This window comes from Corynebacterium sp. UMB10119B (assembly GCF_030228125.1).
Lineage (GTDB): Bacteria > Actinomycetota > Actinomycetes > Mycobacteriales > Mycobacteriaceae > Corynebacterium > Corynebacterium pseudogenitalium.
In genome coordinates, this window is sequence record NZ_JASPBG010000001.1 from 108024 (window position 1) to 128632 (window position 20609).

General features: G+C 59.4%; 16 protein-coding genes. 8 read left to right on the plus strand and 8 right to left on the minus strand.

Annotation, left to right across the window (positions count from 1 at the left end; all coding sequences use genetic code 11):
- Positions 1-163: 163 nt before the first annotated feature.
- The 4 genes from QP802_RS00495 to QP802_RS00510 all read left to right on the plus strand — a co-directional run bounded on the left by QP802_RS00495 (position 164) and on the right by QP802_RS00510 (position 7084).
- Positions 164-877, plus strand: a complete 714-nt coding sequence (locus QP802_RS00495; protein WP_070478973.1) for an ABC transporter ATP-binding protein — start codon at positions 164-166, stop codon at positions 875-877.
- On the plus strand, positions 874-2154 hold the full coding sequence (locus tag QP802_RS00500) for an ABC transporter permease (protein WP_070362232.1): 1281 nt from the start codon (positions 874-876) through the stop codon (positions 2152-2154). Before QP802_RS00495 ends, QP802_RS00500 begins: the two co-directional genes overlap by 4 nt.
- 56 nt (positions 2155-2210) lie before the next feature.
- On the plus strand, positions 2211-5774 hold the full coding sequence (gene dnaE / locus QP802_RS00505; protein WP_070362233.1) for a DNA polymerase III subunit alpha: 3564 nt from the start codon (positions 2211-2213) through the stop codon (positions 5772-5774).
- 101 nt (positions 5775-5875) lie between these two features.
- Positions 5876-7084, plus strand: coding sequence for a cobalamin-independent methionine synthase II family protein (locus QP802_RS00510; protein ID WP_256008080.1), 1209 nt, complete (start codon positions 5876-5878; stop codon positions 7082-7084).
- Between the two features lie 80 nt (positions 7085-7164).
- On the opposite strand, the gene QP802_RS00515 is transcribed toward QP802_RS00510, so the two are convergent.
- Both QP802_RS00515 and QP802_RS00520 read right to left on the minus strand, forming a co-directional pair.
- Positions 7165-7539 (minus strand): hypothetical protein, encoded by a 375-nt coding sequence (locus QP802_RS00515; RefSeq protein ID WP_256008081.1) that lies wholly within the window; start codon positions 7537-7539, stop codon positions 7165-7167.
- A gap of 36 nt (positions 7540-7575) precedes the next feature.
- On the minus strand, positions 7576-8022 hold the full coding sequence (locus QP802_RS00520) for a hypothetical protein (RefSeq protein ID WP_284817419.1): 447 nt from the start codon (positions 8020-8022) through the stop codon (positions 7576-7578).
- 194 nt (positions 8023-8216) lie between these two features.
- Here QP802_RS00520 and ilvA point away from each other — a divergent pair, with 194 nt between their 5' ends.
- Entirely contained in the window at positions 8217-9506 is a 1290-nt protein-coding gene (gene ilvA, locus QP802_RS00525) for a threonine ammonia-lyase IlvA (RefSeq protein ID WP_284817420.1), read from the plus strand.
- On the opposite strand, the gene treZ is transcribed toward ilvA, so the two are convergent.
- The gene (gene treZ / locus QP802_RS00530; RefSeq protein WP_284817421.1) at positions 9490-11274 is read right to left on the minus strand and encodes a malto-oligosyltrehalose trehalohydrolase; all 1785 of its coding nucleotides are present in this window, start codon (positions 11272-11274) and stop codon (positions 9490-9492) included. The genes ilvA and treZ overlap by 17 nt on opposite strands.
- A gap of 57 nt (positions 11275-11331) precedes the next feature.
- Here treZ and QP802_RS00535 point away from each other — a divergent pair, with 57 nt between their 5' ends.
- Genes QP802_RS00535 through QP802_RS00545 form a run of 3 tightly spaced genes read left to right on the plus strand, consistent with a single transcriptional unit; the run spans position 11332 to position 12616 of the window.
- On the plus strand, positions 11332-11976 hold the full coding sequence (locus QP802_RS00535) for an IMPACT family protein (RefSeq protein WP_070362239.1): 645 nt from the start codon (positions 11332-11334) through the stop codon (positions 11974-11976).
- Between the two features lie 10 nt (positions 11977-11986).
- Complete coding sequence (locus QP802_RS00540) at positions 11987-12220, plus strand: hypothetical protein (protein ID WP_284817422.1); 234 nt, start codon at positions 11987-11989, stop codon at positions 12218-12220.
- A 9-nt stretch (positions 12221-12229) separates the two neighbouring features.
- Positions 12230-12616, plus strand: coding sequence for an RNA-binding S4 domain-containing protein (locus QP802_RS00545; RefSeq protein ID WP_071572478.1), 387 nt, complete (start codon positions 12230-12232; stop codon positions 12614-12616).
- Here the strand turns inward: QP802_RS00545 and QP802_RS00550 are convergent.
- The 5 genes from QP802_RS00550 to glgX form a co-directional block, all read right to left on the minus strand.
- Complete coding sequence (locus QP802_RS00550; protein WP_284817423.1) at positions 12613-13650, minus strand: GTP pyrophosphokinase; 1038 nt, start codon at positions 13648-13650, stop codon at positions 12613-12615. The genes QP802_RS00545 and QP802_RS00550 overlap by 4 nt on opposite strands.
- 25 nt (positions 13651-13675) lie before the next feature.
- A complete protein-coding gene (treY, locus tag QP802_RS00555) occupies positions 13676-16183 on the minus strand; it encodes a malto-oligosyltrehalose synthase (RefSeq protein WP_284817424.1) in 2508 nt (835 codons plus the stop codon).
- A gap of 47 nt (positions 16184-16230) precedes the next feature.
- Complete coding sequence (locus QP802_RS00560) at positions 16231-16644, minus strand: hypothetical protein (protein WP_252930768.1); 414 nt, start codon at positions 16642-16644, stop codon at positions 16231-16233.
- A gap of 227 nt (positions 16645-16871) precedes the next feature.
- Complete coding sequence (locus QP802_RS00565; protein WP_256005158.1) at positions 16872-18275, minus strand: exonuclease domain-containing protein; 1404 nt, start codon at positions 18273-18275, stop codon at positions 16872-16874.
- A gap of 93 nt (positions 18276-18368) precedes the next feature.
- Positions 18369-20552 (minus strand): glycogen debranching protein GlgX, encoded by a 2184-nt coding sequence (glgX, locus tag QP802_RS00570; protein WP_256005156.1) that lies wholly within the window; start codon positions 20550-20552, stop codon positions 18369-18371.
- Positions 20553-20609: the final 57 nt, after the last annotated feature.

The following is a 20609-nucleotide window of genomic DNA, read 5'->3' on the forward strand; positions in this document are numbered from 1 at the left end:
AAAGCACTCCCGACAACGCGTACAGGACGATGCCACCGACGCAGAGTTCGACGAGTTGTTTGAGGCCGCCGAGCCTTCGACGGAGGAGCTCGAAGTACCAACGCCGACAGAGCCAGTTGCGCAACCTCAACCAGCACTGCACACACCTGCAGGGCAAGAGGCGATGTCGAAGAGTGGTCTGCTCATTGACATGCGCAGGATCGTCAAGACGTACAACGTCGGAGAGCCCAGCGAGCTGACCGTGCTGCATGGCATCGACTTCCATGCAGAGCAGGGCGAATTTGTCTCTATCGTCGGCCCGTCGGGTTGCGGCAAGTCGACGCTGATGAACTTGGTTGGCATGCTCGACCGGCCGACAGACGGCGCGTACGCGTTCAACGGCGAGCCGGTGTACGCCAAGTCGGACAACGAGCTGGCCGCGTACCGTAGCCAGAACATCGGCTTTATCTTCCAGAACTTCAATCTGATTGGTCGAATCGACGCGTTGCAAAATGTGGCGATGCCAATGATGTATGCGGGCGTCGATAAGAAAGAGCGCGAGGAGCGCGCCGCTGAACTTTTGAACATGATGGGCATGGGCGACCGCTTGCACCATAACCCGAACGAACTGTCGGGTGGGCAGAAGCAGCGCGTGGCAATTGCTCGCAGCCTTGCCAATGACCCTGACCTGTTACTCGCCGACGAGCCCACAGGCGCGCTTGACTCCAAGACGGGCCGCATGGTGATGGACCTCTTCCACGAGCTGCACGACGACCTTGGCAAAGCCATCGTCTTCATCACGCACAACCCTGAGTTGGCAGAAGAAACCGGCCGCATTGTAGAGATGATGGACGGGCGCATCGCGCAGGTTCGCGCCCCACTGGGGGCGAGGCCATGAACGTAGGAGAGTCAATCAAGCTTGCCTCCTCGTCGCTTCGGAAGAACAAGCTTCGCTCGTTGCTGACGCTGCTGGGCATCATTATCGGCATTATGGCAGTGGTCATTATTATGACGCTGGGTCGTGGTCTGGAGCGCCAGGTGATGTCGGGGCTTGAAGGCGTCGGCACTACGACGCACCCGGTGATGGTGCATGAGCGTCCCGATGACGCGGATGCATCCGAGGATCCCTTCGCGGCGTTTTCTTACGCGCCACCATCCGATGAGCGCAACGCAGTCACTCCCGAGCAGCTCGATGAGCTGCGTCAGGCATTTGGGGACCGTATCCAGGGCGTGGACATCGATGTTTCCACGAGTGGGGAAGTGGTCTCCGATGACACAACTGTGTCCACGAACGTCAAGCCGGTCCTTGCAGACTCGATGAAGGTGCGAAACATCGAAGTGCAGTTCGGCCGCGAGATTTCCCAGGATGACATCGATGGGCACCGGCCGCTCGCAGTCGTGAGCCCCTCGCTTATCGACGCCCTCTTCGACGGCAACGCCCAAGCCAGTTTGGGCAAGCGCATCGATGTGGTTGTAGACGACCAGCCGGCAGTGTTCACTATCGTGGGCGTGCTCGATGGCGAGGAAGATTCCCGAGGCGGCGGAATGTTTGGTGCCGCAGAACAGTTTGCGGACATCTATATCCCGCTCACCGCTGCAGATCGCGTTGGGCTTGACAGCGACTGGTTCACGTCATTTTCGGTGCAATCGGCGCCGGATGAAGACGCGAAGACCTTCCAGGCCGACCTGCAGCACTACATGGACCGTTGGTACGCCAATAACGAGGATTACACCATTGAGGTGGTGGATCTTTCCTCGAGCTTGGAAGAGCTGACGAGCGTATTCCGCATCATGTCGACAGTGCTTTCCGCGATCGGCGGTATCTCTTTGCTGGTCGGTGGTATCGGTGTGATGAACATCATGCTGATCACCGTCACTGAGCGCACGCGGGAGATCGGTGTGCGCAAGGCGTTGGGAGCCAAGCAAAGCGATATCCGTACACAGTTCATCGTCGAGGCGATGCTGGTGTGCCTGATTGGCGGCATCATCGGTGTAATTCTGGGCGGGGCGATTGGCATGATCGCGACGGCCGCATTCGATGCCTTTACTTGGCCGCCGCTCGGCGCAATTGTGCTGGCGCTCGGGTTTTCGCTGGCAACCGGTATTTTCTTCGGTGCCTATCCGGCCGCGAAGGCTGCAAAGATGCAGCCTATTGATGCTTTGCGTTACGAATAAGTTCGCTGGTTGCTGGCTCTTTTGGCCGTGTCCGAAGTCTGGATAAGATGAAGCGCATGGCCAAAAAATCTTCCTTCGTCCACCTGCATAACCACACCGAGTTTTCGATGCTCGATGGCATGGCGAAAGTTGACATGCTTGCGGAGGAGGTCGTGCGCCAGGGCATGCCCGCAGTGGGCATGACTGACCACGGTAATATGTTCGGCTCGAACGCGTTTTACCGCCAGATGGTGGACGCGGGGGTGAAGCCGATCATTGGCATCGAGGCCTACTTGGCGCCGGAGTCGCGCCTGAATAAGAAGCGCGTGCTGTGGGGCACCCCTGACCAGAAGCGCGACGATGTATCCGCCTCCGGTGCGTATCTGCACCAGACGATGCTGGCAGAAAACGCGACCGGCCTGCGCAATCTGTTCAAGCTCTCGTCGCTGGCTTCGTACGAGGGGCAGCTTGGTAAGTGGCCGCGCATGGATGCGGAGCTCGTCGCCGAACATGCCGACGGCATCATCGGCACCACGGGGTGCCCGTCGGGTGATGTGCAAACCCGTTTGCGGCTTGGCCAGTACCGTGAGGCTCTTGAGGCCGCGGCGATGTGGCAGGACATCTACGGGCGTGATAACTACTTCCTCGAGCTCATGGACCACGGTCTGGATATTGAGCAGCGCGTACGTAATGACTTGCTGCGCATCGGCAAGGAGCTCGATCTTCCGCCACTGGTGACGAACGACTGTCACTACGTCCTGGAGTCCCAGGCGCCGGCGCACGAGGCCATGTTGTGTGTGCAGACCGGCAAGACGCTGATGGACCCGGACCGCTTTAAGTTCGACGGCACCGGCTACTACATCAAGTCAGCTGAGCAGATGCGCGACCTGTGGGACTCCACGGTGCCTGACGCCTGCGATAACACCCTGTGGATTGCGGAGCGTGTCGGTGACTACAGCGAGCTGTGGGAGGAACATCCGCACGACCGGATGCCGGTGGCTGACGTGCCGGAAGGGGAGACCCCAACAACGTGGCTGCGCAAGGAAGTGATGCGTGGTTTGCAGGCGCGCTTCGAGGGCAGGGAGGTGCCGGAGGAATACATCGAGCGCGCGAACTACGAGATCGACGTCATCGATATGAAGGGCTACCCGTCCTACTTCCTCATCGTTGCCGAGCTGATCAAGCATGCGCGCGAGGTCGGCATTCGCGTCGGGCCGGGCCGTGGCTCCGCGGCGGGTGCGCTTGTGGCGTACGCGCTGACCATCACGAACATTGACCCGATGGAGCATGGCCTGCTCTTCGAGAGGTTCTTGAACCCGGAGAGGCCGTCGGCACCTGATATTGATATCGACTTCGACGACCGCCGCCGCGGGGAAATGATCACGTACGCTGCAGAGCGCTGGGGCGAGGACAAGATCGCACAGGTGATTACCTTCGGCACGATTAAGACGAAGCAGGCTATTAAGGACTCGGCCAAGGTGAACTTCGGCCAGCCCGGCTTCCAGATGGCGGACCGTATTAACGCGGCGCTGCCTCCTGCGATCATGGCGAAGGACATTCCGCTGGCAGGTATTACGGATCCGGAGCACCCGCGGTATAACGAGGCGACCGAGGTGCGCTCCATGATTGAGACTGACCCGGATGTAGCCCGCATCTACGAGACGGCGCGTGGCCTTGAAGGTACTGTGCGCCAGGCAGGCGTGCACGCTTGTGCCGTGATTATGGCGTCGGTGCCTTTGATGGACCACATCCCGATGTGGAAGCGGCCTGCCGACGGTGCGATCATTACTGGTTGGGATTACCCAGCGTGTGAGGCCATCGGCTTGCTGAAGATGGACTTCCTTGGCCTGCGAAACCTCACCGTGCTTGGCGACGCACTGGAAAACGTGAAGAAGAACCGCGGCGAGACCATCGACCTTGAGTCGTTGAGTACTGATGACCCGAAGGTATACGAGTTGCTCTCTCGCGGCGATACGCTTGGCGTGTTCCAGCTGGACTCGGGTGGCATGCAAGAGCTGCTCAAGCGCATGGGCCCGACTGGTTTTAAGGACATCGTCGCCTCGCTTGCACTGTATCGCCCAGGCCCGATGGGCATGAACGCCCACTGGGACTACGCGGACCGTAAGAACGGCCGCAAGCCGATTACGGCCATCCACCCGGAACTTGAGGAGCCACTGAAGGACATCCTGGACGAAACCTACGGTTTGATCGTGTACCAGGAGCAGATCATGGAGATCTCCCGAAAGGTTGCGAACTACACCGCTGGTGAGGCAGACGGCTTCCGTAAGGCCATGGGTAAGAAGAAGCCAGAGGTGCTGGCGCAGCAGTACGAGAAGTTCTGGTCGGGGATGCAGGACAACGGCTATTCCAAGAGCGCGATGGACGCACTGTGGCAGATTATTGAGCCGTTCGCCTCGTACGCGTTTAACAAATCGCACGCTGCAGGTTACGCGCTAGTGTCCTACTGGACGGCGTATATGAAGGCGAACTACACCGCTGAGTACATGGCGGCGTTGTTGACCTCGGTGGGCGATAAGAAGGACAAGTCGGCGATCTACCTTTCCGACTGCCGCCACCTTGGCATTTCCGTGCTCCAGCCAGATATTAATGCTTCCGAAGAGAACTTTATGGCTGTTGGCGAGGACGTTCGATACGGCCTCGCGGCGGTGCGTAACGTCGGCGTCGAAGTTGTTGAATCGATTAAGGAGACACGCCGGACGAAGGGCGAGTTCACGAGCTTCTCTGACTACCTCGACAAGATTGACCTACTGCCATGTAATAAGCGAATTACTGAATCTCTAATTAAGGCCGGTGCGTTTGACTCGCTTGGGCACCCGCGCAAGGGATTGATGCTCATCCAGGAGGATGCCGTCGATTCGGTGCTTACCACAAAGAAGGCTGCTGACAAGGGGCAGTTCGACCTGTTCGCCTCTTTCGGAGGTGACGACGCTGTTGCTGCTGACAACGCGTTTGCGCTGCAGATCCCGGATGAGGAGTGGGACAAGAAACACAAACTTGCTCTCGAGCGTGAGATGCTGGGCTTGTATGTTTCGGGCCACCCGCTTGACGGCTTCGAGGAAGCAATTGACGCACAGACCGATACTCAGTTAACGACGATCCTCTCCGGTGAATTGCGAAACGGCGCCGAGGTAACGATTGGCGGTCTGATCTCTTCGGTCGATCGGCGTTTCTCGAAGAAGGACGGTTCCCCTTGGGCGATCGTCACGATTGAGGATCACCACGGCGCCTCCGTTGACGTGTTGCTGTTTAACAAGGTGTATTCGCTGGTTGCGCCACAAATTGTGGAAGACAATATCATCCTTGTGAAGGCGCACGTCTCGATCCGTGACGAACGCATGAGCCTGTTCGGCGACGACGTCAAAACGCCGGAGCTCGGGCCTGGCAACGGTGCTGGGCTGCCACTGCGTCTCACGCTGCGCACCGAGCAGTGCACTGTGGATAATATCCAGCGTTTGAAGGGCGTGCTGCAGAACAACCCGGGCGACTCGGATGTGTACCTGAACCTTGTACATGGCGACGAGACGCAAATGATGGTGTTAGGCGACCATCTGCGGGTGGAGCGTTCGGCGAGCTTAATGGGCGATCTGAAGGCGACGATGGGGGTTGGGATCCTCGGCTAGTGGAGGGGAGTGAATATATTCCCCGGTGTGAAAATCAGCTTGGCTACACTCTGTCGTTGGAATCAATACCAGCTAAGAGGCGAATGAGTGGAGCATAATATATGTCCGAGCACAAGATTTTGACAACACACGTTGGGTCCCTGCCGCGCACCCCTGAGCTGCTCGAAGCGAACCAACTTCGTTCGGAGCAGCAAATCAACGACGAGGACTTCAAGGAGATCCTTGAGCGCGCGATCGACGAGGTTGTGCAGCGCCAGGTTGACCTGGGCATCGACATCATCAACGAGGGTGAGTACGGTCACATCACCTCTGGCGCGGTCGACTACGGTGCTTGGTGGAACTACTCTTTCTCTCGTCTTGGTGGACTGACCATGACCGACGAGGACCGCTGGGCCTCGCAGGAGATCAAGCGTTCCACGCCTGGAAACATTGAGTTGACCAGCTTCGCTGATCGCCGAGACCGCGCACTCTTTTCCGAGGCGTACTCCGACCCACACTCCGGCATTTTCACTGGCCGTGCGAAGGTTGGTAACCCGAAGTTCACGGGTCCGATTACCTACATTGGCCAGCAGGAAGTTGAGACGGACGTCGCACTGCTGAAGCGCTCCATGGATCGCGCCGGTGCCACGCAGGGGTTTGTCGCAGCGCTTTCGCCAGGCTCCGCCGCCCGTCTGAAGAATGAGTATTACAACACCGACGAAGAAGTCGTACAGGCGTGTGCTGCTGCGATGGCACACGAGTACAAGGCAATTACCGACGCCGGTTTGACCGTGCAGCTCGACGCACCTGACCTTGCGGAATCCTGGGATCAGATTAATCCCGAGCCGACCCTGGAAGACTACCGTGCGTGGCTGCGTATTCGTATCGACGCCATCAATGAGTCCATCCGCGACTTGCCGAAGGAACTGACTCGCCTGCACATTTGCTGGGGTTCGTGGCACGGCCCGCACGTTACCGACGTACCGTTCGGCGACATTATCGAGGAGATCCTGCGGGCAGAGGTTGGCGGCTTTTCCTTCGAGGGGGCATCGCCGCGTCACGCGCATGAGTGGCGCGTTTGGCAGGACCACGCGTTGCCAGAGGGCAGCGTTATTTACCCGGGTGTCATTTCGCACAGCACGAACGCTGTCGAGCACCCACAATTGGTTGCGGATAGGATCGTTCAGTTCGCCGAGGTCGTCGGCCCAGAAAACGTTATCGCTTCGGCAGACTGCGGCTTGGGTGGGCGCCTGAACCACCAGATCGCCTGGGCGAAGCTGGAATCACTGGTGAAGGGCGCGGAGATTGCATCACGTCAGCTCTTCGGCTAATCGGAAGTAGCAGAAGCGCTAAGGCCGGTGCCCACCTCGGAAAGAGATGGGCACCGGCCTTAGCGTTACTTGCTACGCAGCTACTTAAGCATGGACTTCAGTTTGTCCTGCGCTCCAGGGATAACCTTGATCGCCGCGGTGATCATCTGAATCAGCCCGACAAAGAGTGCGATGCCAGCCGAGATATAGCTGAAAATCTCGCGAGTTTCATCGGTCATGATGCCTTTGTTGATCGCTTCGGAGCTTGGGCCTTCAGCTTTTCGTGGCTCCGTGGTCTTTGGTACTGGCGAAGCGGTAACCGTCACGGTCACAGCAGGTGCTGTTTCTGTGGCAGTAACACGTGATTGCGTGGTCGGCGTGTCTTGCTTCTCTTGTGCCATCAGTGGGCTTGCCGTGAGGCAAGCACCACCGAGGGCGGTAGTAATGGCAAGAGCGACCAGTGAGCGTGTATTCACGTTCAACTCCCTGTTTGTCTGAAGTAGTGGTGAAGCTTAGAACACCTTCGGCACGTGGACGTGGCCGAGACCCAGGTGGAACTGCGCATTCGCCATGTCGATGAGCTTGTTGAGGCCAGTCGGGTCAGACAGGACGATCAAACCAGTGGTCAGGACAGCCGCGAGGATACCTGCGAAAGCACCGAGGGCGTGGCCCTTGGAGCTGCCGGACGTCTTCGTATTGTTGTTGGTGTTGGTGTCAGGATTCTTGCTGTTGTCGCCTGGCTTTTCGGTCTCGCCTGGCTTCTCCTCGTCCTTCTTGTCGGACTCCTTGCCGGTGTCAGGGGTTTCCTGGGTGTTCTGATCCTTGGTGTCACCAGGGGTCTGCTCGGCGGTTGGAGCCGTGGTGTCCTTCGCTGGGGCGTTCTCCTCTGCGAACGCAGGGGCGACGGTCAACGAGATTGCGGTTGCGGCGGCAACGGCAACGGTGGAAATGCGCTTCATGAAATCTCCTGAAGTTGTTTGAAAGGATAGGAATTCGAGGCGAAACCACAGCAATGTCAATGAAATGCTACGGTCTCCACGAATTGTTGCTAGAAAATCTAGCAGATAATTGACGCTTTTAATAGTTAGAACGCCTGGACTGGCTACGGCAAAGTATCACCTAGACGTGGTGCAGCGGTATACACTTTGCTGTTATGAGTGAACAGGAACAGCCAGCTTTCCACGCGGTACACGCCGCAGACGTTCAAGCAGCGCAGTCGAAGATTTCTGCGGTGATTGAGCCGACACCGTTGCAGTACTGCCCCCGTTTGTCGCAGCAGTACGGTGCCGAGATTTTCCTCAAGCGGGAAGATTTGCAAGACGTTCGTTCCTACAAGATTCGCGGTGCGTATTACAGCATCTCACGGCTCAGTGACGAGGCGCGTGCAGCCGGCGTCGTTGCGGCGTCAGCGGGCAACCACGCTCAGGGTGTGGCCTACGCATGTCGGGCGTTGGGGATCCAGGGCAAGATTTTTGTGCCGAAGCCAACGCCGAAGCAGAAGCGAGACCGAATCCTGGTGCACGGTGGCGAAAACATCGAGTTGGTCGTCGTGGGGGATACGTTTGACGCCGCTGCGGAGGCCGCCCGCAAGGACGCTGCTGAGCGCGGTGCAACCATGGTTGAGCCTTTTGACGCCCGTGATACCGTCATCGGGCAGGGGACAGTTGCGGCGGAGATCGTGTCGCAGTTGTCAGTTATGGGCCGCGAGCTGGACATCATCTTCGTGCCAGTCGGCGGGGGAGGCTTGCTGGCTGGCGTGCTTTCCTACGTGTCCGACATGGTGCCTGGCACTGCGGTCGTAGGCGTTGAGCCCGAGGGCGCACCGTCGCTTGAGGCCGCCCTGGAGGCTGGTCACCCTGTGACGCTCAACGAAATTGAGTCCTTTGTGGACGGCGCTGCTGTGAAGCGCACCGGCGATTTCCCGTTCGCTGTTATTGAGGAAAACCTTGCTCGCACGCACCTGCTGCGTTGCAAAGAAGGCGCGGTGTGCACGTCGATGCTGGAGCTGTACCAAAACGAGGGCATCATCGCGGAGCCTGCGGGCGCGCTGTCTGTGGCGGCACTATCGCAGATGAAGCTGCAGCCGGGCAGCACGGTGGTGTGCATCATCTCTGGTGGCAACAACGACGTGTTGCGCTACGCAGAGGTCATGGAGCGTTCGCTTGTGCACCGCGGACTGAAGCACTACTTTTTGGTGAACTTCCCTCAGGAGCCAGGGCAGCTGCGCACGTTCCTTACCGACATCCTCGGCCCCAACGATGACATCGCGCTGTTCGAATATTTGAAGAAGAACAACAAGGAAACCGGCGCCGCGCTCGTCGGCCTGGAGCTGTCTTGCGCGAGTGATCTTGAGCCGTTGCTTGAGCGGATGGAGGCGTCGGTCATTGATTGCCGACGCCTCCTCCCAGGCACACCAGAGTATGACTTTATTGTGTCGGCATAACCAGGGCGAATGCCCACGGTTCTAAGCGGGTTTCGTCGGCGGAGACCTCGGCGCCACCGAAGGTGTACAGCAGGGTTCCGCCCACTGGGGCGACGGTGCCCTCCGACCCAAAGTTTGCCACCAGCACTGCCTGGTCACCCATGGTTAGCCACGCGTCGTCTGCGCCCTGGGCTGGGCCGTGATCTACGGTCAGCTGGCGGAGGTCGTCGCGCGCCATCGGGTACTGCTTGCGCAGCTCGATGAGTTTCTTGTACGCGCTGAGGATCTCGAGCTGCTCCTCGTCGAAGTTCCAGTCGAGCTTCGCGGAGGTAAACGTTTCCTCCGCGGCAGGATCCGGGACGGCTGAGGAGTCCCACCCCATGCGGGCGAACTCGTTCATGCGCCCCTGGCGGGTCATTTCCAGGAGCTGTGGATCGCTGTGCGAGACAAAGAATGGGAACGGCGTGCGTGCACCGAACTCTTCGCCCATGAAAAGCATCGGGCTGAATGGAGATAAGAGTACGACGGCCGCCTTGAGTACCTGCTTGCGCGCACTGAGATACTGCGACGGGCGGTCACCCTTCGCACGGTTTCCGGTCTGGTCGTGGTCGGTGGTGTAGGTGACCATCTGCCACGGTGCGACGCGGTCAAGGTCGAGCGCCTTGCCGTGGGTACGCTGGCGGTACACGGAGTAGTCCTCGCGGAAGCGGTATCCGTTGCGCAGTGTATCCGCCAGGATTTCGAGCGTGCCATAGTCGGCGTAGTACCCGGCACGCTCGCCGGTGACGAGTGTGTGGATCCCGTGGTGGACGTCGTCTAGCCAGTGGGCGTCGAGTCCGTAGCCGCCGCGTTCTGGGGATTCGAGGAGCCGGGGGTTGTTTTGCTCGGACTCCGCGATGATGGTGCGGGGGATACCAGTGGTGTGTTCGACTTCGTTGGCGACGTTCTTGATTTCTTCCATGATGGAGAACGCCAGGCGGTCGTCGTAGGTCTGCACCGCGTCCAGTCGCAGGCCGTCGACGTGGAACTCGTCGAGCCATTGGCGCACGGCGTCGAGTACATATGCGCGGACCTCATCCGAGTGGGCACCGGACAGGTTGATCACGTCACCCCAGTCGGTGTGCCCTGCGGTTGTGTACGGACCGAAGTTGCCGTTGTAGTTACCTTCGGGGCCGAAGTGGTTGTACACCACGTCGAGGATGACGGCGATACCGCGGGCGTGAGCAGCGTCGATAAGGGTCTTGAGGCCCTCGGGGCCGCCGTACGATTCCTGCACGGCGAACCAGTCCACGCCGTCGTAGCCCCAGTTGCGGGCACCCGCGAAGGGCTGCACCGGCAGCAACTCGATGGAGTTGACGCCAAGTTCGGCAAGGTAATCAAGCTTTTCGACGGCCCCCTCGAATGTCCCCTGTGGCGTGAAGGTGCCCACGTGGAGCTCGTAGAGGACTTGGTCGCGAAGTGCGATGCCTTCCCACGAATCATCCGTCCAATCGAACGTGCTGCTGGTCACCTCTGATGGGCCGTGGACGCCCTCGGGCTGGAAGCGCGAACGAGGGTCGGGTAGTGGCTGTGACCACTCGCCGTCACGAAGCAAGGAGAAGCTGTAGCGCGCACCAATTTCGGGTTGGGCGACTTCGCGCGGAACCACCCACCAGTCCCGGCGGGTCTCGTCACGCTGCATCTCGAGCGTGCGGGGCCCTTCGCTGTCGTGGAGGTGCAGGCGCGCGCCGTGCGCGTTCGGAGCCCACACCCCAAATTGTTGGGGCATCGGAGTGTGCTTGCTAGACATACCACCAACTGTATGGAAGTACCATAACCGTCGCAATGGATTTAGAGTGGAAGCACTATGCGCACATCGTACGAACTGCCCGCCGCCGGTGACATCACCACTCACGAGATCGAGATCAAACGATCCCGATTCATCACTTGGATTGGCCGCACCCAGTCTGAAGCCGAGGCGCGGGCCCTGATCCAGCAGGCCCGTGAGACCTACCCCGATGCACGTCACCATTGCTCCGCATATATTCTGCACGTCGACGACGCCCTGCCCGTCGAACGCTCATCCGACGATGGGGAGCCCTCCGGCACCGCAGGCAAACCGATGCTCGATATGCTGCACGGCTCCGAAATGCTTGACCTCACCGCTGTCGTGATCCGATATTTCGGTGGTATCAAGCTGGGTGCAGGAGGGCTGGTTCACGCCTACTCTGACTCGGTTGGGCAGACGCTTCCACTGGTACCGCGGGTGCTGCGTAGTACAAAGGAACTCGTGCGCGTCGATCTGCCGCACGCGGAGGCAGGTCGCATTGAGGCCGAGCTGCGCAACGCAGGCTTTGACATTGTCAACGTCGAGTACGGTGCCGCCGCCACGTACACGCTGGCGCACGACCCCGGACAACGCGAAGCACTCGACGCGCAACTCGCAGCGAGCACCCAGGGCCGAGCGGAGGCAGAAGAAGCAGGCCGCCAATGGATTGAATCTGCACGCTAAACTGTGAACCATGACTATGCAGCCTCGTCCATCGAATCCGATTGAATCCCGCAAGCAAGCGGTACGCCGTTACTCCAAGAACGCAGTCGTGTGGGCCGGCGGTGGCCTCGGCGCTGGTGTAGCGCTCGGCCTGATTGCCGGTTCGTGGCAACTGTTTATCGTGTGCCTTGTCATTGGCGTGGTTGGTGGCTATATCAACTGGAGCAAGGTGCAAAGGATCGTAAACCATCACGACAGCTACTAAACAAGCACGATGACTAGCCCAAATACCACCGCGACGAGGATCGACGTCTGGCTCTGGGCTGTCCGCATCTTTAAGACGCGCTCGTTGTCCGCGGAGGCGGTTCGCGCCGGACACGCCAAGCTCAATGGCAAAGCAGTCAAGCCCTCAGCACAAGTCGTGCCAGGGGATCGGCTCAAGGTGTGGAAGGACCACCGCTACCTTGACCTGGAAGTCACCCAGACGCTGCAGAAGCGCGCCGGAGCGAAAATCGCCACGACCTGCTATGTAGACCATTCGCCACCTCCTGTGACATCGGAGGTGTTTGGTGCGCTGCCCGTACGGGATCGTGGGGCAGGCCGGCCGACGAAGAAAGAGCGCAGGCAGCTCGACCGCCTGCGGGGACGCAACAGCTTCTAGGCGTTGTCGCCCGAGTGTGTTTGCGGGGCACCGCCCTCACGGAGTTGGGTGAGCCTGCGTGTAAGTTTGCGTTTGCGTAGTAATGGCCGGTTTCCGCTTTCCCACGTGCGGTTGATGTGCTCCTGTCCGTACTTGTTCAGCAGGAGGTCGTCGACAAGCCTGACTTGGCCTGGGGTGAACCGCGTCTGCAGCGTGTTCTGCACGGCTTCGATGTCTGCCGGGTTCGCTAACTCCGCGAGAGCAGAGACTGTTTCGATGCCGTCGGCGCTGAGTAGCTCGTGCAAGAATCTGTAATCGTCAACGCGGGACAGGGGAAACGACGCCCCAAGGATCACGGTGAGCACGCCGGGGAGCGTCTCTGGTGTCAATGCCGCTGCGGTATCGGGAGCGCTCGGGCTCTGTTTTTGCGGGTTGGACAGCTCTGCGATTTGGTCGAACTGCTGATCCGCAAGCTCGATAAGCCCGGCTGCGAGCGTGAACGCGCGATCAATTTGTGGGTCCAGCTCGCCGTGAGAGCGCTTATATCGCACATCGTGCTCGAACTCCGCCCACGCGTGCTGTAGCACCGTCCGTACTTGCACCTCGAAGACTTGCCCGCGGTAGTGTTCGAGCTCCTCGTTATGCTCACCTACCTGGAGTACCAGGTGGTGCGAGCCGTATCCGAACGTGCCCGACACCCTCGTCTCCTGTGCCTTGTCCACGCTTCGGAGCACATCGAATTGATCCGCCAGAAGGCGCAGCACCGCCGGTATTTCGGTGGAATGCATCACGGTGATGCGGGCCCCGATGAGGTCACGGATGTCGTTCCACGGGTCCGGGTACACAATCTTTCCACCACGACGCTTCTTAGCTTTTTCTTTCAGCGAAGGCCAGCTTTTGATGCGGACATCGACGCGGTCAAAGTTGATACCGGCGTCGATCATGAGCTCGTGGAGCGCATGACGAAACTCCTCGGCAACCCCTTCGTGTTGCCGCAGCCACGCGAAGTAGGTGTTGCCGAGTTGCGCGATTGTGTCATTGTGCTTCGTGTTCATCGGCACAACAGTGTACCCACCGTTGCTATTCGACGGCCTCTCGACGCTCCAACAGCGCAGTAGGAAGGTACTCGAGCAGGACACCGACCGGGACAGTGCCGTGAAACTCTCTACCGGTGAACCGCTCGAACCAGGAGCCCTGCGGCAGCGTCAGTGTGGTGTCCTCCCAGCCACCCCGGCGCGCAAGTTCAAGGGGCTTTCGGGTTGCAACCGCAATCACACCAATCTCGGCCGTATCCCGGTGCTCACGAGCGAATCCAACAAAGTGCTGCTGGGATGGGCCGACCGCAAACACCGCGCGGTGCTTCCCCTCGGTAAACAAGGTCGGCGTGGTCTTTCGTGCCGTAAGGCATTCACGGATGACCAGCTGCTTTGCGGCGTCTACAGACTCGGACAGGCCGGGCCAGGACCGGCCCGGCGAACCGGCTTGCTCGCAGCCCAAGAAGTCACCCAGATTGAACTGCGGTTGCTGCCGTGCATCGAGATACCGGTGCAGCGTTTGCGTGCGTGCGGTGTAGTCGATGAAGCTGCGGTTGTCCGGGTCTACGAGTGTGGGTTCGAAAAACTCCATGCCCTGATAAGTATCGGGGACACCTGCGCCAGCCAATTGGAGCACCTTGCGTCCCAGTGATACCGCGACGGCCCCCTCGTGGAGAGTCGCCACGAAGTCCGAAATCAGCGAAGTCGCAGGGCCTGCCAATACCGCATTCACCCAATCCAGTACCTGCTGCTCGTACCCTTCATCGGGGTCGAACCAGCTGGTATGAAGAGCGGCCTCGCGGATCGCCTTCAGCGCATAGTCACGCAACCGTTGCGAAAGCGTCTCTGTCACAACCCCATCCGCGGGCCAAATCCCCACGATGTTCTGCAGTAAGAAATGCGCCGTGGCGTGGTCTGGCGGAGGCAACAGCGCTGTCGTCGTGTTCACTAACTCCGCAAACGCGTTTGGTACTTCGGCGATCTCCAGCATCCGCGCGCGGGTATCTTCGGAGCGCTTCGTATCGTGGGTGCTCAGCGTCGTCATTGTTTGTGGCCACAGCTCAGCACGCTCTTGCTGCAACAAGTGGAACTCTGCCGCACCAACCCCGAAACGGCCAGGAGCGCCTCCTACTTCCTGCAGCGCCACCAACCGGTTCGCCCTATAGAACAACGTGTCCTCGACGCCCTTTGCCATGACTGCGCCACACACCTGCGCAAAGCGGGTGCTTGCCTCACCTTCAGCGAGCAGGGCAGCCGCGATGAGGTCGAGGGCGTCGCGCCGGGAAGGGAAGCGCTGCGCCATATCGGCAACGACCGTCGCGGTAATCCTGGACAGTGATCGGTAATCGGCGCGGTAGACGGGGATGGCTGCGACTAATGCAATAACGGTGTCAACGAGGATTTCGTCAGAGACGGCGGAGCCGGCCGTCGAAAAGTTATCGCGCCGAATAGCGCGCGTGAGACGGCGAACCTCCGCCTGAAGCTCGTGCGTTGCCACCTCACGCTTGAGCTGTAGCGCCGCGGCATCAAGCGCCGCCTGATCCCACGTGGAGCCCGATTGGCGCAGTGCGAGCATACTGAGTGTATCCTCGGCCGTCTGGTTGACGAAGATGCCGTCGAGCTCGCGAAGCGCGTCGTAGCCAGTTGTGCCGTTGACGCGCAGGCGTGGGTCGAGCGGCTCGTCGGCCTCCAAGATCTTCTCGACGACCAGCCAGCGATCGGGACCAACAACATCACGAAGCCGTGACAAGTACCCGAAAGGATCCGTGAGTCCATCCGGGTGGTCGACGCGGACGCCGTCAATCAGATCCTCAGCCACAAGCTGGCGGATGATCGCATGCGTGTGTTCAAAGACCGCGGGGTCCTCTTGTCGGATGCCCGCAAGCCCGTTGACAGAGAAGAATCGGCGATAAGAAATGATGCCGTCGCGCCAAAACATCAGCTTGTAGGACTGACGCTCGTAGACCTCCTTCGGATCGTCGTCGAGGGAAGAGCAGGTGCCTGGCTTGAGTGGGAATACGTTGTCGTAGTAGGCCAGCACGATGCCGCTTTCGGGGTTGTCCTGATCTAAATAGCGCAGCGTGAGAGCATCTTCGTCGTGTTCCTTCCCGAAGATCGGCAGGCCGAGCTTCCCGCCCGCCCCGTTGTCAGCGTGCCAATCGATATCGAAGTAGCGCTCGTACTCAGAGTCGCGACCATGCTTGAGAACGTCCCACCACCAGCTATTGAGCTGCGGGGAAGCGACACCCAGGTGGTTCGGCACGATATCGATTATCACGCCAAGGTTGAGTTTTCTGGCTGCCTCCACGAAGCGCCGGAAGCCTGCTAGTCCACCCAGTTCCGGGTTGACCACAGTCGGGTCAGTGACGTCATAGTTGTGATTCGATGTCGGCAGTGCCTGCAAGATAGGAGAGAGGTACACATGGGAAATACCGAGTGACTCCAAATAGGGCAGACACTGCGCTGCCTGGTCGAAGCCGAACGCGCGACCCGACGGATCGGCTTGTGGGCCACGCAGCTGGAGACGGTAGGTTGATGTAATTGGGGCTTGCAATACGTCCTCCTTGAAGTTACCAGCCACCCTAGTAGCTCAAGACGCACTTAGCTGCGGACGCGAGAATCACAAGAGAGAGGGAAGCCAACCGAATAGCGCATGACGTGCTCCGGATTGGCGAACGCCAGAACTTCCTCCAAGGTGGCGTCGAAGACGAAGAGTTCTTGCTGATCGCGGGAATAGAACAGCAATTCGTTGTGCGGCATGAGTACGCGATCAACGTGAGCATAGAGCGTCGAGAAGAGTTGCGGGTGAGCGAGCCAAGACGCCGCATACCCAGCAGAGCTTTGCACCTGAACTCCCTTCGGTGCTCCGAACCCTAGCGAATTTTCCGCTGGCAGGTAGTCCAAGATCACTCGGCCCTCGAGAAGATCGGTGCTCAGCATGCGCGCAGCTGAGTTCCACGCCTGGTGGACCGTCAAGCCCATCGCGCCAATGGACTGGTGCGTCAGGCCCTCCACCGAATCTGAGTCAAAGACGCACACCAACCCGGGCGCCAAACTGATGTAAGCGGTCGAAGCCCCGAAACCTGGCGTGAGCCACGCACGCGAAGAACTCGACGTGACTTCACAACGTCGGGCCAGACGGGGGAAAATGGGTACAAGCATTGAAGGGGCGCACGGAGCGGGCATATGAGTAGTCATATGTACTTAGACCGTTCAAACCCGCCGATGGTTCCCAAAAAGTTTTAAAACGGTGGCTGCTCGTTCAACCCCAAGGCGTCCAACAACTTGTCGGCCTTCCAGAGTGCTATGTCTTGGCCCTGCTCAATAAGCTGCCGAGCGCGTTTTTCCTTCGAGGTCATTGACCCCCATTCGCCAACAACGAGGATGGTGGTCTTCTTCGTCACGTTCTTGCCCACCTGGCCACCCTGAGCAGCAATGCCTTGCCACAGCGCACCCTTATCAAATGGAGAAAACTCACCGGTCAGCGTGACGTGCTGCCCAAACAATGGCGAGGAAGCATCAGCATCGAGCGCCGGTTCTGGCACCGTGTCCGGGGTTGCCACCGCTTGCCACGGAGCTGGCTTGCGACCCTTGCTCTGCTTCGGCGTGCTCTTTCTAGAGGGGCCCGCTTGGTTGCTTCCAGCAGGTGCAGGAACTGCAGCGGCAGCTGCCTGCATGCCTCCCTTGGCGATGCTTTCTGCTTGCAGTGCACGCCCCGCGCCGGATCGGTCCCTGAGCACTGGAGTCACCCGATGAGAATCGATCGAGCCCAAAGTGAAGCCAGCGTCATGGACAAACCCAACAAGTGAACCCTGGTAGTGCGCCCGACGGGCCAGGCCAACCATGATGCCCGCACAGGCTGCAGCATCCGCGCAGGCGTCGTGGTGCTGCTCCAGCGGCACGCCGAAGTGAGACGCCAAGGTGGGCAACTTGTGGTTCTCAACATCAAGGTCGCACGAGCGCGCCTGCGCCAACGAGCATGCGAAGAGCAACTGTGGCGCATCAATCCCGACTGCACCAGCAGCTTGAAACAGTGCAGTGCTATCAAAATGCGCATTGTGAGCCACAAGGGGGAGGGAACCAGCGAACTCGACAAGTTGCGCAATACAGTCAGCCACACTTGGTGCGTCTGCCACGTCCTCCCGACGAATCCCATGAATAGCGACGTTGTGGGGGTCAAACTCGGCCCACTGCTCCGGAGGCATACACAACCAAGAAACGCGGTCAGTTTCTACACCATCAATGACTTTCACTGCACCGATCTGACAGATAGAACCCCACCTCTGGTTGGCAGTTTCCACATCAAACGCAACGAAATCAAAGCCAGGAAAACCGCTTGAACCGCTTCGCTGCGCGTCCTGCGTCGGGGCGTCGCCACGCTGTGCAGCAGAAATAGCATCCTCGAGCTCGCGCATCGCAGCGCCCGCGCCAGGCGCAAAAACAACGTTTACAACGATGTCGCTACACGTGATACTGACGGTGCCCGTGCTCCAGTCATCGCCTTCGGTCAAGTCAACCTTTGTGATTGCCTCTATCGGAATGCGCGTGGGCTCGCTGGAGCCAGCCAGCGCCGCCTCCAAGGGGGTTGGGGTGACGACCAGCTCCGTATTCGAAACACTCAACGTCGCACGGCTAGCAGTAATCACAGCGTATGGCTCCAATCAAAAATCCGGTAGGCGGGTAGCACACATACTACTCACCCACCGGACATGAAACTGACGGCGGTCAAGCCCCTGGAGTTAGGCGTCCTCGCGAACCGGGGCACCTACCTGCTTCAGCACAACGGTAGAGCGCGCCGGGACGACTGTGGTCTCCGAGGCGCCGATTGTCAGCGTGCTCGCCGGGTAGCCAAGTTGCTCAGTTGTATCGATGAGCACCTCCCAGCTTGATCCGAACTCCTGTGGCAGAAGCGTGAATTCGATGTCTTCGTAGTGGGCGTTGAACATCAGAATGAACGAATCATCTCGCACACGCTGACCGCGAGCATCCGGCTCGGCGATAGCGTCGCCGTTGAAGTACACCATCAAGGCCTTGCCGAAGGCGAAGTCCCAGTCGGACTGCGTCATGAGTTCGCCGGAAGGAACTAGCCAAGCAATCTCGCGGTCGACCACATCCGCGCCAAGCGCACCGCCTTCCAAGAACCGACGCCTGCGGAAGACCGGGTGAGCCTTGCGGATCGCGATCAGGCGCTTTGTGAATTCGTGCAGCTGCTCGCTGTCGTCGAGCTGTGTCCAGTCCATCCACGCAATCTCGTTGTCCTGGCAATAGACGTTGTTGTTGCCACCCTGGGTACGTGCCAGCTCGTCTCCATGAGAGATCATGGGCGTGCCTTGGGAGAGCAGGAGCGTCGTCAAGAAGTTGCGACGCTGCTGGGCGCGCAACTGATTCACCTCGGGGTCATCCGTCGGGCCCTCGACGCCACAGTTCCAGGAACGGTTATGGCTTTCACCGTCGCGATTGTCTTCGCCGTTCGCTTCGTTGTGCTTGTGGTTGTAGGAAACCAAGTCATTGAGCGTGAAGCCGTCGTGTGCAGTGATGAAATTAATTGACGCAGTCGGGCGGCGATCGTTGTGCTGGTACAGGTCCGAAGAACCGGTCAGCCGCGATGCGAACTCACCAAGTGTCGCTGGTTCACCACGCCAGAAGTCGCGCATTGTGTCGCGGTACTTACCATTCCACTCGCTCCACAGCGCAGGGAAGTTACCAACTTGGTAGCCGCCCTCGCCGACATCCCACGGCTCGGCGATCAGCTTGACCTGGGATACAACCGGGTCCTGCTGGACCAGGTCGAAGAACGTTGCCAGACGATCGACGTCAGAGAACTCACGCGCAAGGGTCGAAGCTAGATCGAAACGGAAACCATCGACGTGCATCTCGGTGACCCAGTAACGCAAAGAGTCCATGATGAGCTGCAGCGAGTGAGGGTCGCGCACGTTGAAGGAGTTTCCGGTGCCTGTGTAGTCCATGTAGTGGGACTTGTCGTTGTTCACGAGGCGGTAATAGGCCTCATTGTCGATGCCGCGGAAAGCAATGGTGGGGCCGAGGTGGTTGCCTTCAGCAGTGTGGTTGTACACGACGTCAAGGATGACCTCCATGCCTGCTTCGTGGTACGCCCGCACCATGCCCTTGAACTCGGCGACGGCGTCGCTCGGCTGTGCAGCAGCTGCGTAGTTGTTCTCGGGGGCAAAGAAGCCAAAGGTGTTGTAACCCCAGTAGTTACGCAGACCAAGGTCGCGCAGACGCCCATCCTGCAAGAACTGGTGGACAGGCAGGAGCTCGACAGACGTCACACCCAGATCCTTGAGGTAATTGACCACTGCTGGGTGTGCCATGCCTGCGTAGGTGCCGCGGAGGTTTTCGGGTACGTCAGGGTGCGTCTGGGTCATGCCTTTGACGTGGCATTCGTAGATGACGGTTTCCTCATCCGGGATGCGTGGTGCGCGGTCATCGCCCCAGTCGAAGAACGGGTTGATGACGACAGAGAGCATCGTATGGCCCAGCGAGTCTTCTTCGTTGCGGCCCGTTCCGGGAGCGTCTGCGTTGATGTCATAGGAAAACAGCGAAGAATGCTGTGAGAACTCGCCGTCGAAAGCGCGCGCGTAGGGGTCGACGAGCAACTTGTTCGCGTCGCAGCGCTTGCCGTTCGCTGGATCCCACGGACCATGGACGCGGTAGCCGTAGCGCTGTCCAGGTGTAATTCCTGGAAGGTAGGCGTGCCACACGTGGTTGTCTACCTCTTCAAGTTCGATGCGAGTTTCGGCGCCTTCGTCGTCGATAAGGCAAAGTTCAACCTTCTCCGCAACTCCTGAAAAGAGCGTGAAGTTTGTTCCGGCACCGTCATAGGTAGAACCTAGCGGGTATGGGGAACCAGGCCACACGACGATATCGTTCGCGGGCTTTGGGGAAGTAGAGCTTTGAATCATAAGGAATCACCATAGTGCACCCCCCGGGGGTTCCCGCATTGCGAAACCCTCACCAGC

Bases quoted from the DNA above. Each gene is read 5' to 3' on its own strand.
- QP802_RS00545 (WP_071572478.1), top strand. From the start codon at position 12,230: ATGACTAGCCCAAATACCACCGCGACGAGGATCGACGTCTGGCTCTGG.
- treZ (WP_284817421.1), bottom strand. From the start codon at position 11,274: ATGTCTAGCAAGCACACTCCGATGCCCCAACAATTTGGGGTGTGGGCT.
- QP802_RS00550 (WP_284817423.1), bottom strand. From the start codon at position 13,650: ATGAACACGAAGCACAATGACACAATCGCGCAACTCGGCAACACCTAC.
- QP802_RS00510 (WP_256008080.1), top strand. From the start codon at position 5,876: ATGTCCGAGCACAAGATTTTGACAACACACGTTGGGTCCCTGCCGCGC.
- QP802_RS00535 (WP_070362239.1), top strand. From the start codon at position 11,332: ATGCGCACATCGTACGAACTGCCCGCCGCCGGTGACATCACCACTCAC.
- QP802_RS00540 (WP_284817422.1), top strand. From the start codon at position 11,987: ATGACTATGCAGCCTCGTCCATCGAATCCGATTGAATCCCGCAAGCAA.
- glgX (WP_256005156.1), bottom strand. From the start codon at position 20,552: ATGATTCAAAGCTCTACTTCCCCAAAGCCCGCGAACGATATCGTCGTG.
- QP802_RS00495 (WP_070478973.1), top strand. From the start codon at position 164: ATGTCGAAGAGTGGTCTGCTCATTGACATGCGCAGGATCGTCAAGACG.
- ilvA (WP_284817420.1), top strand. From the start codon at position 8,217: ATGAGTGAACAGGAACAGCCAGCTTTCCACGCGGTACACGCCGCAGAC.
- QP802_RS00500 (WP_070362232.1), top strand. From the start codon at position 874: ATGAACGTAGGAGAGTCAATCAAGCTTGCCTCCTCGTCGCTTCGGAAG.
- dnaE (WP_070362233.1), top strand. From the start codon at position 2,211: ATGGCCAAAAAATCTTCCTTCGTCCACCTGCATAACCACACCGAGTTT.
- QP802_RS00520 (WP_284817419.1), bottom strand. From the start codon at position 8,022: ATGAAGCGCATTTCCACCGTTGCCGTTGCCGCCGCAACCGCAATCTCG.